General features: G+C 71.7%; 16 protein-coding genes. 3 read left to right on the plus strand and 13 right to left on the minus strand.

What is annotated here, in order from left to right; all coding sequences use genetic code 11:
- Positions 1-35: 35 nt before the first annotated feature.
- The 11 genes from ACLIRP_RS04470 to ACLIRP_RS04520 all read right to left on the minus strand — a co-directional run bounded on the left by ACLIRP_RS04470 (position 36) and on the right by ACLIRP_RS04520 (position 11,672).
- On the minus strand, positions 36-740 hold the full coding sequence (locus tag ACLIRP_RS04470; RefSeq protein ID WP_412062759.1) for an SDR family oxidoreductase: 705 nt from the start codon (positions 738-740) through the stop codon (positions 36-38).
- Positions 737-1,279: a DUF3124 domain-containing protein gene (locus ACLIRP_RS04475; protein WP_412062760.1), complete on the minus strand. Its 543-nt coding sequence runs from the start codon at positions 1,277-1,279 to the stop codon at positions 737-739. The genes ACLIRP_RS04470 and ACLIRP_RS04475 overlap by 4 nt, the downstream gene beginning before the upstream one ends.
- A 22-nt stretch (positions 1,280-1,301) precedes the next feature.
- On the minus strand, positions 1,302-2,774 hold the full coding sequence (locus tag ACLIRP_RS04480; protein WP_412062761.1) for a hypothetical protein: 1,473 nt from the start codon (positions 2,772-2,774) through the stop codon (positions 1,302-1,304).
- Positions 2,775-2,811: 37 nt separating this feature from the next.
- Positions 2,812-4,323 carry an amidophosphoribosyltransferase gene (gene purF / locus ACLIRP_RS04485; protein WP_412062762.1) on the minus strand — a complete coding sequence of 504 codons (1,512 nt, stop codon included), beginning with the start codon at positions 4,321-4,323 and terminating at the stop codon, positions 2,812-2,814.
- Between the two features lie 520 nt (positions 4,324-4,843).
- Entirely contained in the window at positions 4,844-5,245 is a 402-nt protein-coding gene (locus ACLIRP_RS04490; RefSeq protein ID WP_412062763.1) for a hypothetical protein, read from the minus strand.
- 1 nt (position 5,246) lies between these two features.
- On the minus strand, positions 5,247-6,626 hold the full coding sequence (locus ACLIRP_RS04495; RefSeq protein WP_412062764.1) for a sodium-dependent transporter: 1,380 nt from the start codon (positions 6,624-6,626) through the stop codon (positions 5,247-5,249).
- Between the two features lie 80 nt (positions 6,627-6,706).
- Positions 6,707-7,129, minus strand: a complete 423-nt coding sequence (locus ACLIRP_RS04500) for a hypothetical protein (RefSeq protein WP_412062765.1) — start codon at positions 7,127-7,129, stop codon at positions 6,707-6,709.
- A 3-nt stretch (positions 7,130-7,132) separates the two neighbouring features.
- On the minus strand, positions 7,133-8,719 hold the full coding sequence (locus ACLIRP_RS04505; protein ID WP_412062766.1) for a sodium-dependent transporter: 1,587 nt from the start codon (positions 8,717-8,719) through the stop codon (positions 7,133-7,135).
- 32 nt (positions 8,720-8,751) lie between these two features.
- Positions 8,752-9,609, minus strand: coding sequence for a penicillin-binding transpeptidase domain-containing protein (locus ACLIRP_RS04510; protein WP_412062767.1), 858 nt, complete (start codon positions 9,607-9,609; stop codon positions 8,752-8,754).
- Positions 9,606-10,964 (minus strand): hemolysin family protein, encoded by a 1,359-nt coding sequence (locus tag ACLIRP_RS04515; protein ID WP_412062768.1) that lies wholly within the window; start codon positions 10,962-10,964, stop codon positions 9,606-9,608. Before ACLIRP_RS04515 ends, ACLIRP_RS04510 begins: the two co-directional genes overlap by 4 nt.
- Positions 10,965-11,174: 210 nt before the next feature.
- Positions 11,175-11,672: a single-stranded DNA-binding protein gene (locus ACLIRP_RS04520; RefSeq protein WP_412062769.1), complete on the minus strand. Its 498-nt coding sequence runs from the start codon at positions 11,670-11,672 to the stop codon at positions 11,175-11,177.
- A 166-nt stretch (positions 11,673-11,838) separates the two neighbouring features.
- Between ACLIRP_RS04520 and mazG the strand changes: the two genes are divergently transcribed.
- Positions 11,839-12,684, plus strand: a complete 846-nt coding sequence (gene mazG / locus ACLIRP_RS04525) for a nucleoside triphosphate pyrophosphohydrolase (protein ID WP_412062770.1) — start codon at positions 11,839-11,841, stop codon at positions 12,682-12,684.
- Here mazG and ACLIRP_RS04530 read toward each other — a convergent pair whose 3' ends face one another.
- Together ACLIRP_RS04530 and hisB are read right to left on the minus strand one after the other, a co-directional pair.
- The gene (locus ACLIRP_RS04530; protein WP_412062771.1) at positions 12,685-13,509 is read right to left on the minus strand and encodes a DUF3738 domain-containing protein; all 825 of its coding nucleotides are present in this window, start codon (positions 13,507-13,509) and stop codon (positions 12,685-12,687) included.
- A gap of 103 nt (positions 13,510-13,612) precedes the next feature.
- Positions 13,613-14,212 (minus strand): imidazoleglycerol-phosphate dehydratase HisB, encoded by a 600-nt coding sequence (gene hisB / locus ACLIRP_RS04535; RefSeq protein ID WP_412062772.1) that lies wholly within the window; start codon positions 14,210-14,212, stop codon positions 13,613-13,615.
- A gap of 89 nt (positions 14,213-14,301) precedes the next feature.
- On the opposite strand from hisB, the gene ACLIRP_RS04540 reads away from it, so the two are divergent.
- Together ACLIRP_RS04540 and ACLIRP_RS04545 are read left to right on the plus strand one after the other, a co-directional pair.
- Positions 14,302-14,868: a hypothetical protein gene (locus ACLIRP_RS04540; protein WP_412062773.1), complete on the plus strand. Its 567-nt coding sequence runs from the start codon at positions 14,302-14,304 to the stop codon at positions 14,866-14,868.
- 352 nt (positions 14,869-15,220) lie between these two features.
- Positions 15,221-17,374: a RecQ family ATP-dependent DNA helicase gene (locus ACLIRP_RS04545; protein ID WP_412062774.1), complete on the plus strand. Its 2,154-nt coding sequence runs from the start codon at positions 15,221-15,223 to the stop codon at positions 17,372-17,374.
- The last annotated feature ends 70 nt before the right edge of the window (positions 17,375-17,444 follow it).

The raw sequence follows: 17,444 nt of genomic DNA on the forward strand, positions 1-17,444 counted from the left end.
TGTTGGGAAACTAACAGCCCGGGCCTCCCCGGGCGCTAGATCGACCGCGTCAGCCCGCCGTCGACGCGGACGCTCTGGCCCGTGACGTACGCGCCGCCCTCCGACAGCAGGAACGCGACCGTCGCGGCGACCTCGTCGACCCCGCCCGGCCGGCCGGCGGGGATGCGCGCCAGCGTCTCCTCGTCGACGGGGTACGTCTCGATAAAGCCCGGCAGCACGCTGTTCATCCGGATCCCCGCGGCGCCGTACCGCTCGGCGTAGAGCTTGACGAACGCCCCGAGGGCCGCCCGGACCGCCGACGACACCGGGAAGTCCGGCGACGGCTCGACGGCCCCGAACGCCGACACGTTGACGATCGCGCCGCCGCCCTGCGCTTCCATCATGGGCGTCACGAGGCGCGCGAGCCGGACCGTGTTCAGCAGCGCCAGGTCGAGGCCCGCGTGCCACTCGTCGTCGGTGATCGCCAGGAGGTCGCCCTTGGGCGGGTGGCCGGTGTTGCAGACGACGGCGTCAATCCGGCCGTACGCGGTGAGGGCGGCGTCCACGAAGGCGGCGAGGTCGTCGGCGTCCGACACGTCGCCGGTGACGCCGACCGCGCCGAGCTCGTCGGCGAGCGCGAGCACGTCGTCGGTCCGGCTGGTCAGCGCCAGCCGGTAGCCGTCGGCGGCGAGGCGCCTCGCGCACGCGGCGCCCATGCCGCGGCTGGCGGCGGTGACGAGGGCGACGGGGGACTCGGTCATTCGGCTGGGGTGGGGGCGAGCGGGCGCACGGTCGTGCCCCGGGTCACAAACGAGATGCCCTGAGCCCCGGCGGTGCTGATCATGACGGCCTCGATGATCGGCGCGCTCACAGCGGCTCCGGCCTCCCAGTCGACCAGGAAGCTGGCGCCGACGCCGCCGGTCAGGTCCCGTTCTTCGACCACGAACGCCCGCGAGGCCAGCGGCGGCAGCACCATGACGTCGTCGCCGTAGGTCCGGACGAGTCGACCGTCGGAGTCGACGTAGCGGACGGCGCGGACGCGGATCGCGCGGTCCGGGTCGGTGTTGCGGATCGAGAGCGTGGCGCTGAGGTCGATCTTGCGGCTCCCGTCCTGGGAGTAGATGTGCGAGTACGCCGGGACGTAGACGGTCTCGGCGATCACGGCGGGCCCGACGCTCGACGTGTCGGCCGGCGCGGCGCTCTCGGCCGGAACGGTGGGCGCGGGCGCCGGGTCCGCGCAGCCTACGGCGCCGAGCAGGGCGAGGGCGAGGGCGTACCGGAGGAGGCGAGGCGACGTCATGGCCGCATGGTACGCCGCCGGGCTAGACGCGCGCGGGCGACGCGACTGCCGACGCCGCCTCGGCCCACTCGGCCGCTTGCGCCAGCGTCATCCGGCCCGAGACGTTCGTCCCGTGGTGGGGCTCGACGTGGACGTCGCCGAGGTACGGGCCGCCCGCCTCGATCCGCTGCCCCAGCGCCGCCAGCTTGCCCACGAGCGCGAACGCGGCCGACTGCGGCGTCGAGCACGAGACGGGCGGATTCGCGGTGCCGTGGCGCACGAATCCGTCCGGCGTGGCGCCCTCGTCGGGGTAGCCGTGCCAGTGCGCGAGCGCGAGCCCCTCGCCCGCCAGCGCATGCGCGAACGCGTCCTCGGGGTCGTGCGCGCGGAGGACGGACGCCGCGAGCGCGTTCCCGACGGCGTGCGCCAGGATCGCAAGCGTGTCGTACGACGGCCGGCAGTCGCCCCCGGTGTCGGGCGGGGTGTCGAACACGATCTGGCCGCGCGACAGCGTCAGCCGGACCAGGTCGCGCTCGGGAACGAGGTGCACCTTGTCGCAGCCGGACCGCGTGCCGAGCACCGACACGTCGGGGACGGCCGCCAGCCAGTCCGTCCCGGCCAGGGTGACGCGCGCCGTCCACCCGCCGTCGAGCTCTCGGACGGGCCGCTCGTCCCAGTCGAGCCCGGCCACGTCCGCGGGCGCGTCGGCCAGGCGCCGAGCGGGCGCCACGTCGACGGGGAGCTGGCGGGCCAAAAACCCGTAGCTCATCCCCGTTCGGTGGTCGAGGTAGGTGGCGACGAGTCGCCGGAACAGGCGGTTGCGGTACTCGAGCTGGTCGAGCGAGGTGTGCGCCAGCATGAGCCCGCTGGCGTCCCAGGCGCGGGCGCCGGTCACGAAGTCGTCCACGTGGGCGGCGAGCGGGCCGAGGTCGAGGGCGCCGGGCCGCACCGTGATCGTGGCGGGGTCGGGCGGCTGGACCTGGGCCGCCAGCTTGGGCACGAACGTGTCGAGCACGGCGGCGTCGAGGTCGTCGGCGTCGCCCGCGTCGATGACCGCGCCGTTCATCGTGCAGACGGTCCACCGGCCGTCGTGGACGAAGACGGGGATGTGGACCTGGCTCCACGCCAGCACACCCACGATCGCGTCCAACGTCTCCTGGAGCCCGGCGTCTGGAGCGACGGGCGGGGGGCGGTCGAACAAGCCGATCAGTGGGTTCCGGTACAAGCTGCTCACGCGCCGGATCGCGAGCGCGTCGTCGTCGCCGTCGCCTTGCTCGATCGTGACGATGTCGGGCTGGATCTTGCCCCGCTCCGTCAGCGCGTCGACGTAGGGGACGACCTCGACGCCGGCGCGCGCGAGGGCGCCGCGCAAGCGGTCGGCAAAGGCGTCGAGCGCCGGCGTGTGCTCGTGCGCCGGGGCGAACGTGACGCGCAGGCCCGCCGCCATCGCGGGCGGGGAGAGCGGGGCGTCGGCATGGAGGCCGAGGAGGCGGTAGGCGAGGCGGGCGTTCGTCACGGCCGAAACCTACCGACGCACTCGGGGCGCGACGTCGCTACCAATCGTTCTCCTCCTTGACCACACCGGTCTCGACGGGCACCGGGTACTCGCCCGAGAAGCACGCCGAGCAGTACCGCTCGCGGCTCTCGTGCGCCTCCTCGACCGCTGCCAGCATCCCCTCGACGGTGAGGTACCCGAGGGAGTCGACGCCGAGCCAGTCGGCGATGGCCTGGACCGAGCCGTGCTTGTTGGCCGCAAGCTCCTCGCGTGACGGGAAGTCCATGCCGTAGAAGCACGGCCACCGGACGGGCGGGCTCGCGGACCGGAAGTGGACCTCGGCGGCGCCCGCGTCGCGGACCATCTGGACGAGCTGCTGGGCCGTCGTCCCGCGCACGATCGAGTCGTCGACCATCACGACCACGCGGTCCTTGAGCACGCCCGCGACGGGGTTGAACTTGGTCCGCACGCGCTGCTCGCGCGTCGACTGGCCCGGCGCGATAAAGGTGCGGCCGACGTAGTGGTTGCGGATCAGCCCGATGTCCAGCTTGCACTTGCGGCCCTGCTTGTTGGACTCCGACACGTAGCCGATGGCCGCCGTGTTCGACGAGTCCGGCACGGCCATCACGATCGGCCGCTTCTGGCCCTTGGCCACCTTGGGGACCGGCGCGTCGTGCGCCAGCCGCTTGCCCATCTTGCGGCGGACCTTATCGACGGTCGCGCCGAACACGCGCGAGTCGGGGCGGGAAAAGTAGACGTACTCGAAGACGCACTGGCTGACGCCGTGCGGGCGCGGCAGGCAGACCCCGTTGAAGTCGCCCCCGGTGCCGACGCGCTCGACGCCCTCGCGGTCGATCACCAGGATCTCGCCGGGCTCGATGTCGCGGACGTACGTGGCGCCGACGATGTCGAAGGCGCAGGTCTCGGACGCGACCACCCAGCCGGGCTCGGTGCGGCCCGGGGCCGGCGGCATCTGGCCGAGCGCGAGCGGGCGGAACCCGCTCGGGTCGCGCGCGGCGATCAGCGCCTCGTCGGTCTGGATGACGAGCGAGAAGGCGCCCTCACACTCGTGGAGCGCGTCGACGATGCGGGCGACGGGGCCCTCGGCCGTGCTCTGCGCGGCGAGGTGCAGGATGAGCTCGGTGTCCGACGACGACCGAAACAAGGTCCCGCGCTCGACGAGCCGCTCGCGGATGGCGCGGGCGTTCGACAGGTTGCCGTTGTGAGCGAGCGCGAAGTGGCCCTCGCGGTCGAGCGCGACGAAGGGCTGGATGTTGGCCGGGTTCGTCGCGCTGCCGGACGTCGAGTACCGCGTGTGGCCGATGGCCGAGTCGCCGAGCAGGGTGTCGGAGAACACGCTCTCGTCGTCGAACACGTCGAGCACGAGCCCGAAGTCCTTGACGATGGGCATGGTCTTGCGGCCGGTCGCCTCGTCGTGGACGCTGGTCACGATGCCGGCCGACTCCTGGCCCCGGTGCTGGAGCGCGTGGAGCCCGAAGTAGGTCAGCCGGGCCGCGTCGGGGTGGTTGAAGACGCCGAAGATGCCACAGTGGTCGCGCGCTTTGTCCACAGTCGGAGGGGGCCGGGGAGGGACAGGTTAACGGCGGCGGGGTGGGGGAAGGGCCCCGCCACCGATTCTTCGGGGACGGGTGGCGGGAGGGCGTCGTGCTCTGCAGACCCCCCGCCCGCGCAGCGTTCCGCAAGCAGGGCTGGCGCAAGCGTCGGGACGTGCCCACTCGGATGGCACGGCGCCGCGCGGACTGTCCCCCTTGGCAAGGGGGACAGCTTGGACGCGCTTCGCAAGCCGTCTAGGGTTGGCGCTCCGTGTGCGCGTCCGCGCGCGGGGTCTGCCGAGCACAGCGCTGGCGCCAGCGGAATCGACGAGCGCCAGCCGAGACCCCCCGCCTGCCGGCCGCCCCCCTCATCCGATGGGGGCTCCTTCGCTGGAGACCCCACGCTTGGAATCGACCCCGGCCTCTCAAGCGACATCCCCCTCCTTTGATGAGGAGGGGGACAGGGGGTGGTGAGTTGCTGGCGCGCGCCTACCGGCTGGCGCAAGCGGGTCTGAGAGCGCGCAAGCCTCCTTCCGATCAGTCCCGCGACCACGCCACGGCTATCACCGCCAGCCCCACCCCGAGCGCGTCGGCGGCGAGGTCGCGCCACGAGAAGAGGGGGTGCCGGGGGCGCCGCGCGTCGGCGAGTTCCTTCGCGAGCCCCAGCACCAGCGTCCCGCCCGCGGCGACGGGGAGGGCGCGGCCGTCGCGCAAGGCGTCCGCTCGCGCGAGCACGGCGTTGCCGACGACCGTCGCGGCGAACGAGGTGCCGAGGTGGAGCGCCTTGTCTTTCGCCAGCCAGTCGTCGGAGACCGCCGTCGAGTCGGCCGCGAGCCGGGCCCGAAACGGGTCCGCCCCAGCCTCGGCGAGGAGACCGGGGCGGACGGGCTGGGCGTGGGCGGCGGACGCCAGCAGGGCGAGGGCGACCGCGAAGCGCATGCTAGAAAAAGTTGCCCGAGACCACGATGTAGACCAGGATCGCGCCGACGGCGACGGGGCAGACCCACTTGACCAGGAACTCCCAGAGCGCCTGGGCCGGGATCTGGTCGCCGTTCTCCTCCAGCGACGCCGCGGCGGCGTCCGTGCCCCACTTCCACCCGACGAACAGGCAGATCAAGAGGGCCCCGATGCTCAGGCTGAAGTTGCCGAACAGGATGTTCTGGAAGTCGAGGAACGACCCGTCGCCGAGCGGGATGGCGGTGCTCAAAACGTCGCTGCCGCCGAACGATAGGGCGGACGGGATAGCGAGCAGCAGGCACGCCCCGGTCACCACCCACGTCGCCTTCTCGCGCGCCCACGCCTTCTCGTCGACGAAGTAGCTGACCACGACCTCGAGCAGGCTGATCGTCGAGGTCAGCGCGGCGATCGAGAGAAGGAGGTAAAACGCGATCGCGAAGAGGCCGCCGGCGGGCAGGCTCTCGAAGATGGTCGGGAGCACCACGAAGACGAGCCCGGGCCCGGCGCCCGGCTCGCCGCCCGCGGCGAACAGCGCCGGGAAGATGATGAGCCCGGCCAGGATCGCGATGCCCGTGTCGAACAAGGCCACGATGATGCCGGACGACGGGAGGTCCTGGTCCTTCGGCATGTACGAGCCGTACGTGATCATGGCGCCCATCCCCAGGCTCAGGCTGAACAGCGCCTGGCCGAGCGCGCCCATCACGTCGGTGATGGTCATGACCGAGAAGTCGGGCTTGAAGAGGTACGAGATGCCGGCGCCCGCGCCCGGCAGCGTCATCGACCGGACGGCCAGGAGCACCAGGATCACGAGCAGGACCGGCATCAAGATCTTGGTCGCGCGCTCGATGCCGCCCGAGATCCCGCCGCGCACGACGAGCGCGGTGATGAGGAGGAACAGGGCCGCCAGACCGGTCGCCAGGCCGCCGTTGCCGATCAGGTCGACGAAGTAGGCCTCGCTGGCCGCGCTGTCGGTGAGCCCCGCGATGCCGCCGGTAAACGCCGCGCCGAGGTACGCCAGCGTCCACCCTGCGATGACGCTGTAGAAGGCCAGGATGCCGAAGCCCGTCAGCACGCCGAGCCCGCCGACGTAGGGCCACCAGGTGCCCGGCACGAGCGCCTTGAAGGCGCCGACGGGGCTCTTCTGGGTCGTCCGCCCGACCGACAGCTCGGCCAGCATCACGGGGACGCCGATGAGCGCGACGAACAGGAGGTAAACGAGCACGAAGGCGCCGCCGCCGCCCTCCCCGGCCGAGTACGGGAAGCGCCAGATGTTGCCGAGGCCGATGGCCGAGCCGGAGGCGGCCAAGATGAAGCCGAGCTTGGAGCCCCAGGCGCCACGGCCGGGAGGAGAGACGGTTGCCACGTGGACGGGAGGGAGGGGGGGACGACGCAGGGGCGCGAGGGCCGCGCGGCGTCAAAACACGAGGGGAGGGCGGGCCGGGCTCAGGTGTCCGGAAACAGCGTCGGGTCGATCTCGATGCGGTCGCCGTCCGACAGCAGGGCGCGCATCGAGATGGCCGCGCCGCCGAACAAGATCAGCCCGGCCAGGATCATCACAATCAGCCCGCCCAGCGGGACGCCTAGGTAGCGGACCGACAGGCTCTGGCTGGCGGCCCCGGCGGTCACCGACACCACGCCGGCCCGCTCGGGCGTGAACCGGAACGTGGCCGACTCAGGCGTCATGACCTCGGTGACGGCCGTCACGGCGCCGGGCCGGTACGTCACGGTGACGGAGTCGACGGGCGCGCTGAACGTGACCGTGACGACCTCGCCGCGCGTGGGGGCCTCGGGCGCGATCGACAGGATGTCCTGAGCGGAGGCGCCGGCGGCGACCGCCAGGAGGGCGAAAAGGAGGAGCAGGCGCATGGCTTAGGACTCGAAGGCGGCGATGGGTGACTCCGACGCCTCCGGGGCGGACGGCTGGCGCGTCAGGTACGTCGCCAACGCGAGCGTCCCGACGATCCACAGGACCGGGATCACGACCGGGAACCAGTCGACAAAGTCGAGCGGGTTGGCGGCGCCGTAGAGCTGGTCGCCCGCCAGGTCGATCCACAGGTTCCAGACGATGACGGTCAGCAGGATGGCCGGGATGACGAACCGGAGCAGCACGTCGAACCAGACCCCGAGCTTGAGCTTCGAGTGCTGGTTGACGAACGCGCGGAGGTTGCCCGCCCCGAACACCCAGCCGAGCAGGACGCACTCGATGAGGCCGACCGTCAGCAGGCTGTAGCCGAAGGCCCAGTGGTCCAGGATGTCGAGGAAGTTGAGGCCCACGGTCCCGTTCCCCGCCAGCCCGGGGTCGACGATAAAGGGGAGCGCCGTGATCATCGACCCGACGAGGCCCGGCACGGCCACCATCAGCAGCGCCTTTTTGCGGTCGATGCCCAGCTTGTCGATGAGCGCGCTCGCCATGCCCTCGACGAGCGAGATCGCGCTCGTGACGCCGGCCATCACGATCAGGAAGAAGAACGCGAACCCGAAGAGCTTGACGCCGAACGGGAACGCCGCGATGCCCTGCGGGATGGCGAAAAACGAGAGCGACAGCGTCGAGCCGGCCGGGTTGAGGGCGAACGCGAACAGCATCGAGAAGATGGCGATGCCGGCGATGTACTCGAACCCGCAGTTGAGCAGGCTGACCATGAACGAGTTGTTGACTTGGTCGGAGTCCTTCGGGAGGTAGCTCGCGTACGCCGTCATCGTCCCCAGCCCGAGCGACAGCGAAAAGAACATCTGGCTGAAGGCGCCCTTCCAGACGTCCGGCTGGGCGATGCCGGCCAGGTCCGGGGTGAACAGGTACATCACGCCGTCCGTGCCGCCCGGCAGCGTCACGCCGCGGATGATCAGGATGATCATGAACAGCCACATCAGAGGCACCGCGATCCGGACCGTCTTCTCGATCGTTTCGGTCCCCTTGAGCAGGGCCGTGAGCGTCATGGCCCAGATGGCGATCACGGCGAACATCGGCCACCACGACGACAGGATGCCGAAAAAGTAGGCCGTCGCGTTCGGCCCGTCGCTGGGCTCGAGGAACGGCGCGAACGGGGCGGTCGCGCCGGGCTCCATCAGCCCGAACAGGGCCCCGACCATCATGCAGAACGCCCAGCCCAGAATCGTGATGTAGTACATCGTGATAAAGAGAGCGCTCCCCAGCGACCACCAGCCCACGAACTCGCCCTTCGCGCCGACCACCTTCGACAGCGCCATCGGGAAGCTCCGCCCGGTCATCGTGCCCAGGCTGAACTCGGTGATCATCACCGGGATGCCGAGCACGAACAGGGCGATGAAGTACGGGACGTAGAACGCGCCGCCGCCGAACTGGTAGGCGTTCGAAGCGAAGAACACGATGTTGCCCAGCCCGATCGCCGAGCCGCTCGCGGCCAGCACGAAGCCGAGTTTCGAGGACCAGACGCCGCGGTCGGCGGCGTCGGCGGGGCCGGGGGGAGGAGCGTCGGGCAAGGCGGAGATGGCGCGGGTGTGAAGGCCCGAAGCTACGGTGCCCCATTCGTGCCGACCGGCCAGGCGTCGGCGTCCGCGAGCACGGCGCGCACGATGCGCAGGCGGCCGGGCCCGATGTCGAAGGTCTCGCCCGGGGCCGCGTGGGCGTTCATCGCGTAGACCACCTCACCCTCGGGCCGCTCGACCCAGCCGACCAGCCAGCCGATCGCCGGCTCGTCGGGCGGGAGCCCCCAGCCCGTCTTGCCCCGGAGCTGGGCGCCTCCGGACTCCGCGAGCGTCGGGAGCAGCTCGCGGACGGTCGCCTGGTGCTCGGCGGAGAACGCCAGGTCGCCCCGGCGCAGGCGGTCGAAAAAGGCGACCTGCTCGTCGGCCGAGACGCGCAGCGAGCCGTCGAGCCACGCGTGCTCCAGCGGGTCGCCCATCGTCGCGTTGCCGTACGGTTCGCGCGCGAGGACGGACTCGTAGCCCGTGCGGCCGACCCGGCCCGCCAGCCGCTGAAAGAGCCACAGCGCCGAGGCCTCGACCCCGGTCCGCAGCGAGTGGTCGTGGTTCCACGACCGGACGCGGCGCTCGACGCCGTCCCAGGCGTGCACCGCGTCGACGTCGACCACGACGCCCCGGTCCAAGAACACGAGCGCGTTCCAGATCTTCGAGGTCGAGGCCGGCGAAAACCGCGTGGCCGCGCGCGCCGGGTCGTGGCGAATCGTCTGCCCGGTGGCCGGGTCGAGCAGCACGAACGTGCCGACGGCGCCTTCGTCGGCGAACGATTGCGACCAGTCGGCGACGGAGTCGGCGCGTGCCGGCGCAGGCGCGGCCGGCGACGGCGAGGGGCCCGACGGCCCGCCGCACGCGGCGGCGGCGAGCGCCAGCAGGGCGGCCGGCAGCTTCACCTCGCGGGGTCGGTCGGCGCCTCGGCCTCGGTCGCAGCGGTCTCCACGCGGACCGACAGGATGCGGTTGTCCTGGACGGCCTCGACGCGCAGCGTCAGGCCGGCGTAGCTCACCTCGTCGCCGGGCTCGGGGATGTCGCCGGCGAGGTGCAGGATCAGGCCGCCGAGCGTCTCGAAGTCGAAGTCGTCGGTGTCCATCTCGATGCCCAGCGTGTCGGCCAGGTCGTCAAGGTCGACACGCGCCTCGGCGCGGTAGACGCCCGGGGCGACGGGCTCGACGAGCTGCTCCTCGTCGGCGTCGAGCTCGTCGTAGATCTCGCCGACGACCTCTTCGAGCAGGTCTTCCAGCGTGACGAGGCCGGCCGTGCCGCCGTACTCGTCGACCACGAGCGCCATGTGCGTGTTGGAGGCCTGGAAGTCCGCCAGCATGTCGTCGAGCGTCTTGCCGGGCGGCACGAACAGCGGCTTGCGGGCCAAGACGGCCCAGTCGGGCGTCACGCCGGCGCCGTCGAGCGAGGGGAGGAGGTCCTTGGCGTAGACCACGCCGAGCACGTTGTCGAGGTGCTCGTGGTAGAGCGGGAAGCGGCTGTGGCCGGTCTCGCGGATCAGCTCGAGGGCGTCCTCGAGCGTCGCGTCGTCGGCGAGCGCGCGGACGTCGACGCGGCTGACCATCACCTCGCGGACGGTCGTCTCGCCGAACTCGACGATCGAGTGGATCAGCGCCCGCTCCTCCTCGCCGATGCTGCCCTGCGCCTCGCCCACGTCCGCCATCGACTTGATGTCGTCCGACGACAGCGGCTCGGCCTCGCGACGGAGCCGCGCCTGGACGAACGACGCGAGCCCCGCCAGCAGGTCGGCCACCGGCGTGACGGCGCGGACGAGCGGGGACAAGAACGGCGCCACGGACCGGGCGAAGCGGCTCGGCGCCCGACTGGCAGCCAGCTTCGGGGCGATCTCGCTCGTCACGAGCAGGACGAACGTGAGCCCCACCACGTTTGCGGCGAGGGCCACCAGGGGGTTCCATCCGTACGTCTCGGCCGCGCCCACCATCAGCTGCGTCGACAGGATCGCCGCGCCCACATTGACGACGGTGTTCAGCAACAGGATCGCTGCGAGCAGGCGCCGGGGGCGGTCGAGCAACACGAGCACGCGGGCCGCCTCGCGGCCGCCGTCCTCGCGGAGCGCCTCGCGCTCGCTGGCGCCGAGCGAGAACAGCGCGACCTCGGACCCGGAAAACAGCGCCGACAGACCGAGCAGCAGCACGAACACGCCGATCTGGACCGCCAGGCCCGCGGGGCCAGGGAGAACGTCGGCGAGGAGTTGGGCCGCAAGGGCCGGACTAGAGTCGGGGTCCAAGGTGGAAGGACCGGGGCAGGAAAACGGACGAGTCGGACGCGAGCGCCCGACGGCCAAAGGTAGTGAGGACATAGACGCAACGGCACCCCGGCGGGTTCTTCGCACGTCGGCCGGCTCGTGTCGCAGGCGTCATCGGCGCGTGGCGGCGAGGCACAAAAAAACCGGGCGCCCCGCGAAGGGCGCCCGGCGTCGATCACGTTCTAGCGAGGGCTAGAAGGGGAGATCGTCATCGGGCTCGAACGAGTAGTCGTCCGCGGGCGCGGCCGGCTTGGGCTGGCGGGGTGCCGGACGGTTGCCGCCGCTGTTGGACTGGCGAGCGGGCCGGGGCGACTGGTCGTAGCTGTCGTCGCCACCGCCACCGCCGCCGCCGCCGTCGCGGCCGCCGAGCATCTGCATCTCGCGGGCCTTGATCTCGGTCGAGTACCGGGTGTTGCCGTCCTTGTCCTCCCACTGCCGGGTCTGGAGCTGGCCCTCGATGTAGACCTGGCGGCCCTTCGAGAGGTACTCGCCGCAGATCTCGGCGAGCCGGGCCCAGGCCACGACCGTGTGCCACTCGGTGTTCTCGACCTGGTTGCCGTCGCGGTCCTTGTAGGACTCGGTCGTGGCCAGGCGCATGTTGCAGACGGCCGTGCCGCTGCCGGTGTACCGGAGCTCGGGGTCCTGCCCGAGGTTGCCGATGAGGATGACTTTGTTGACTCCGCGTGCCATGGGGCTGGGGGATGCGAGGGCACGAGCCCTCAGTTACATGAATCCGCCGGGTCCGGGCGGAGTGCCCGGGCGGCCGTTCGATGCGCCAACGCGGCGCGTCGCGCAGGATAGTCTCCCCGGGGCGGGGCGGCGTACCCTACGCGGACCAAAAACTAGCGCAGCGCCTGTGTCAACCCCGAGTCACACCCCGTTCCCGTACGACATCGCCGACCTCGGCTTGGCGGACGCCGACCGCGCCGCTGCCCACGCGCCGCTGTTCCAGGACTTCGTCGCCATCGTGCGCCGCCTGCGCCGCGAGTGCCCCTGGGACGTGGCCCAGACGCACGACTCGACCAAGCACTTGACCATCGAGGAGGCCTACGAGCTCGTCGACGCCATCGACGCGGGCGACCCCCACGAGGTCAAAAAGGAGCTCGGCGACCTGTTCCTGCACGTCCTCTTCCACGCCCACATCGCCGAGACCGACGGGACGTTCGATCTGTCCGACGTGATGCGGGCCGAGATGACCAAGCTCGTTCGCCGCCACCCCCACGTGTTCGGCGACGAGGTCGTCTCCGGAACCGGCGAGGTGCTGCGCAACTGGGAGGCCATCAAGCAGGCCGAACGGGCGGAGGCGGGGACGCCCGAGACCGCGCCGTCCGCGCTCGACGGCGTCCCCGGCACGCTGCCGGCCCTGCTCCGCGCCGAGCGCGTCCAGGAAAAGGCCGCCGCCATCGGGTTCGACTTTCCGACCGCCGAGGACGCCTGGGCCAAGGTCCGCGAGGAGGCCGACGAGGTCCGCGCCGCCGCCACCGACGACGCGCTCGAGGACGAGGTCGGCGACCTGCTCTTCGCCGTCGTCAACTACGCCCGCCTGCGGGGCGTCGTGCCGGAGACGGCGCTGCGGCGGACGGTCGACAAGTTCTCGCGCCGGTTCCGCGCCGTCGAGGCCGGGCTGGCGGGCGGCGCCGGGGCCACGCTCGACGAGATGGACGCGCTGTGGGAGGCCGCCAAGGCGACCGAGCGCGGCTGACTACGTCCGCGCCCGGACCACCATCCACTCGACGGGCCGGACCTCGGGGACCAGCTCCAGCCCGGTCGTCTCGAACAGCCGCTCGCGGACCGCGTCGATGGCTTCGGCGGAGAGCGTGTGCTCTTCGAAGTCGACTTCGTCGGGCGTGAACGCCAGCTCGACGTCAAACGGGTCGGTCAGCCCCGTCTCGTCGACGACTACTGCGCCGAGCGCTGCGCCCAGGCCTTTCGCCAGTTCGAACCCCGTCGCGCCGCGGACGAAGAACGTCTGGTGGGTCGCCAGCATCGTCAGCGTCGTCTCGCGCGTGAGCGGCGTAAAGCGGGGCGGGGCGTCGGGGCGGGTGCGCAGCGCGTAGACCACGTGCGGCCGAGTCTCGGTGCGGATGTCGAGGCCGAGGGCGTCCTCGACGCGCGCGATCAGCGCCGGGCCGAAGGTCTCGCGCGTCAGCCCGGGCTGGACCATCCGCACGTTGACGGGGCGGCGGCGCAAGCTGTCGGGCGCGTCGATCAGACGCGACAGCACGCTGTACGAGAGGGGGTCTTCTCGGTACGGGTACTGCGCGGTCCACGCCGTGATCAGCAGACGGCCGAGCGGCGTCGCGCGGGCCCCGTACACGCCGTCCTCGACGTTCCCGCTGCCGCCGCCGTAGCGGAACCTCGGATCCGCCCACTCGACGATGAACACGGGCGCGGCATCCGGCGCCGGCCGGTGTGCGCTGGCATCTGCCCGGAGCGAGTCGAGGAGCGCCTCGCGGTCAGCGGCGGCGGACTGGGCGACCGCAGGGACAGCAACGACGACGGCGAGGAGTGCAACGAGAGCACGCATGGCAGCAGAGGAGGAACGGACAGGCACGATAGGAATTCGTGCCGCGATGTCCAAACGTGTCTCCTGCCGGGCCTCTGGCCCCGAACGTCGCCCGGGCAACCGCTTACAGCGCCTCCTTCGTGCTCGGCAGCCGGTCGCCGGCCTCATCGCGCGCGACGGCGATGCGGAGTGCTCGCGCGAACGCCTTGAACAGCGCCTCGACGCGGTGGTGGTCGTTGCGGCCTCGGAGCACGTCGAGGTGCAGCGTCATCCGCGCCTGTTCAGCGAGGCTCCAGAAAAAGTGCTCCACCAGTTCCGTCGACAGGTCGCCGACGCGCTCGCGGTCGAAGGCGGCCTCGAACGTGAGGTGCGCGCGGCCCGACAGGTCGATGGCGGCGCGCGCGAGCGCCTCGTCCATCGGGATCGTCGCCGTGCCGTAGCGCGCGATGTAGGCCTTGTCGCCGAGCGCCTGGGCCAGCGCCTGCCCGATCGTGATGCCCACGTCCTCGACCGTGTGGTGGTCGTCGACGTGGAGGTCGCCGTCGGCATGGACCGTTAGCGCGAGGCGGCCGTGCCGCGCCAGCAGGTCCAGCATGTGGTCGAGAAAGCCGACGCCGGTCGCGTTCGAGTAGGTCGGCGAGGCGTCGTCGAGGCCCAGCGTCACGGTGACGCGCGTCTCGGCGGTCTGGCGCTCGACGCGGGCGGTGCGGGGGGGGAGGCTCATGCCGGAAGCTAGCCCGATCGCGCGTGACCTTGGGGAGACGGGGCACGGCTTCCTCCGTAGCGTCCCCGTCCCCCCAACGCCCCGCTCCGATGCGCGCCCTGCTCCTCCTCGCCGCCGTCCTCACGCTCGCCGCCTGCGACACGAACGGCGACGGCGTCCCCCGCACGGCCGTGATCTCGCGCGTCGTCGTCGAGACGGCGCCGCTCGCGGACCCGAATGGCGACGGCTGGGACGGCTCGACCCCGCTCGCCGACGGCCCCGAGGTCTACTTCCGCCTGTTCGACGCCTTCGTCGACTACCAGACCGACCCCGGCGCCGACCGCCTCAACCCTCGCGACGACGTCGACGTGTTCGCCCTGGGGTCGGACCAGCCGTGGTACGAGTCGGTCGACGAGCGCGACCTGCCGCTGATCTGGGACGTCGAGCCGGGCTACATCGTCCGCGACCTCGGCAACCCCCTCTACGTCGCCTTGTTCGACTACGACCCGACGACGGGCGACGACCCGATGGGGGAGACCGAGGTGTTCACCCTGTTCGACCTCGCGCCCGCTCGCGTGACCGGCCGGGCCCAGACGATCCGGCTCGCGGGCTTCGACCGGACCGGCGCGGCGACCGGCGAGGTGTCGGTCCGCCTCACCGTCGAGTTTTTCGACTAGCGGTGGCTGGAAGCAGGCTCGCGCGATCAGGTTGTCATCCTGAGCGAGCGCAGCGAGTCGAAGGATCTCAGCCGAGCAACGTCGGGCTCCAGCGCGAACGCGACGCAGTGCGCGACGGAGATCCTTCGACTCCGGTCTGCGCCCTCCGCTCAAGATGGCACGGTGAAAGGCGGGAGCGCGAGTCGACAAGCAACACGTTGGGTAGGGACACACCGATGGTGTGTCCGTCCTACGTTGGGGAGCGCTCGGGCCGCTCGCGCCCGGCCGGTACCTTGGCGTCTCTGACACCCGACCTGTCAGCCGCCCGGGCCGATCCTGGGCCGACCCGCCGCCCCCGACCGTGCCCGCCCTGATGTCCGCCCCCGCCGCCCCGCCCTCCGCCGCCGTCCGCGACGCCCTGCGCGAGCACTTCGGGTTCGAGGGCCTGCGCCAGGGGCAGGCCGAGGCGATTGCGCCCGTCCTCGACGGCCGCGACACGCTCGTGGTGATGCCGACCGGCGCCGGCAAAAGCCTCGTCTACCAGCTCGCGGCGCTCCTCAAGCCCGAGGGCGTCACCGTCGTGGTGTCGCCGCTGATCGCGCTGATGAAGGACCAGGTCGACGCGCTCCGGGCGCGCGGCATCTCGGCCGCCTACGTCAACTCGTCGCAGAGCCAGACCGAGCAGCGCGAGGTGCTCACCCAGCTCCGCAACGGCGACCTCCGGATGGTCTACGCCGCGCCCGAGCGGCTGCGGCTGGCGTCGTTCCAGCGGCGCCTGCGCGAGGTCGGCGTGGCTCTCCTCGCGGTCGACGAGGCGCACTGCGTGAGCCAGTGGGGCCACGACTTCCGGCCCGACTACCTCGCCCTCGCCTCCGCCCGCCAGGGCATCGGCGACCCGCCGTGCGTGGCCCTCACCGCGACGGCCACCCCGCGCGTCCAGGGCGACATCGCCGAGCAGCTCGACTTGCGCGAGCCCGCCCGCGTCGTCACCGGCTTCAACCGCCCCAACCTCGCCTTCGTCGTCAAGTCGACCGCCTCGGCCGACCAGAAGCGCCAGGTGCTCCACCGGTTTCTGAATGAGCACGAGGATCAGGCGGGATTGATCTACGTCGCCACCCGCAAGGACTGCGAGGCGCTGGCGCGGTTCGTCCGCGAGGAGGTCGGCCGCCCGTGCGAGGCGTACCACGCCGGCCTCCCCGACGCCGAGCGCGCCCACGTCCAGGAGCAGTTCGTCGCCGGGCGTCTGGACACCGTCGTCGCCACCAACGCCTTCGGCATGGGCGTCGACCGCGGCGACGTGCGCTTCGTGGCCCACTGGTCGATTCCGTCGACGCTCGAGAGCTACTACCAGGAGGCCGGCCGCGCAGGTCGCGACGGGGCCCCGGCGACGGCGCTCCTGCTCTACGCTCCGCAAGACCGTCAGCTCAAGGAGTGGTTTATCGAGCAGGGCGCGCCGACAATGGACGACCTGCGCAAGGTGCACGGCCACGTCCGCCGCGCCGCCGAGATGCTGCCGCCCAACCCCGAGGACGAGATCCGGGTCTCCGACGCCGACTTCCAGCTCCGCATGGCCGAGGCGACAGGCGTCCACGCGGGCAAGCTCCCGAATGTGCTTCGTCGCCTCGTCCTCGCGAACGCGCTCGATGAGCGCGCCGAGGGCGTCGGGCCCTCGCGGTGGGCGCCGCGCGACTGGAACCAGGCCGCCGTGTCCCGCGCGCTCAAGTCGGTCGACAAGCACCGCGAGGACCAGTCGGCCAGCCTGATGGGCATCGTCCGCTACGCCCAAGGCGCCGCGTGCCGCCGCCGCGCCATCCTCGATCACTTCGGCGACGACGCCGAGACCGACGTGCCGGCCGAGGACTGCTGCGACGCCTGCCGCGCCCAGGCCCGCATCGAAAACCGCGAGCCCGGCGAGGTCCCCGAGTGGGACGAGCTCACGATGGACGCGCGCGTCGCGCTCGGCCTGCTCGACGCCGTCCGCCGGATGCGCTGGCCCGTCGGCCGCCTGACGCTGGCGAAGATCCTGGCCGGCTCCAAGGCCAAGGGCATGGACAAGTACGAGAGCCACCCGTACTACGGCCGGCTCCAGATGGTCGGCCAGGGCTCCATCGACGCCGTGTACAAAGACCTCCTGCTCAAGGGCTACCTCCGCATCGGCGGCGACGAGTACCCCGTCGTCGAGCTCACGCCGCTCGGTGACCAGGCCCTCGACCACCGCGACACGATTGACGTCAAGGTCCCCGCCTTCAACGCGGGCGGCTCGCGCAAGCGGTCAGGTACTGCCGACGACACGCCCCTCGAGCCCGACGACCAGGCGCTCTTCGAGACCCTGCGGAGCTGGCGCGCTGACCTCGCGCGAGAGGGCGGCGTCCCGCCCTACGTCATCTTCAACGACCGCACCCTGCGCGCCGTCGCGACCGCCCGCCCGGCGTCGCAGGACGAGATGCTGGCGGTCTCCGGCGTCGGCCCCGCCAAGTGGGAGCGCTACGGGACGCAGGTCTTGCACCTTGTCGCCGAGGCGGGGTAGGCCGGGGCAGGAGAACAGGTTGCGGCCCACCCGCGGGGGACACCGACCGCAAGCGGTGGTTCGGATCGGA

The organism is Rubrivirga halophila (assembly GCF_046845755.1).
Taxonomy (GTDB): domain Bacteria; phylum Bacteroidota; class Rhodothermia; order Rhodothermales; family Rubricoccaceae; genus Rubrivirga.

Excerpts from the sequence above, each read along its gene's own strand:
- ACLIRP_RS04470 (WP_412062759.1), bottom strand. The coding sequence starts at position 740 with ATGACCGAGTCCCCCGTCGCCCTCGTCACCGCCGCCAGCCGCGGCATG.
- ACLIRP_RS04475 (WP_412062760.1), bottom strand. The coding sequence starts at position 1,279 with ATGACGTCGCCTCGCCTCCTCCGGTACGCCCTCGCCCTCGCCCTGCTC.
- ACLIRP_RS04490 (WP_412062763.1), bottom strand. The coding sequence starts at position 5,245 with ATGCGCTTCGCGGTCGCCCTCGCCCTGCTGGCGTCCGCCGCCCACGCC.
- ACLIRP_RS04500 (WP_412062765.1), bottom strand. The coding sequence starts at position 7,129 with ATGCGCCTGCTCCTCCTTTTCGCCCTCCTGGCGGTCGCCGCCGGCGCC.
- ACLIRP_RS04520 (WP_412062769.1), bottom strand. The coding sequence starts at position 11,672 with ATGGCACGCGGAGTCAACAAAGTCATCCTCATCGGCAACCTCGGGCAG.
- ACLIRP_RS04530 (WP_412062771.1), bottom strand. The coding sequence starts at position 13,509 with ATGCGTGCTCTCGTTGCACTCCTCGCCGTCGTCGTTGCTGTCCCTGCG.
- hisB (WP_412062772.1), bottom strand. The coding sequence starts at position 14,212 with ATGAGCCTCCCCCCCCGCACCGCCCGCGTCGAGCGCCAGACCGCCGAG.
- ACLIRP_RS04540 (WP_412062773.1), top strand. The coding sequence starts at position 14,302 with ATGCGCGCCCTGCTCCTCCTCGCCGCCGTCCTCACGCTCGCCGCCTGC.
- ACLIRP_RS04545 (WP_412062774.1), top strand. The coding sequence starts at position 15,221 with ATGTCCGCCCCCGCCGCCCCGCCCTCCGCCGCCGTCCGCGACGCCCTG.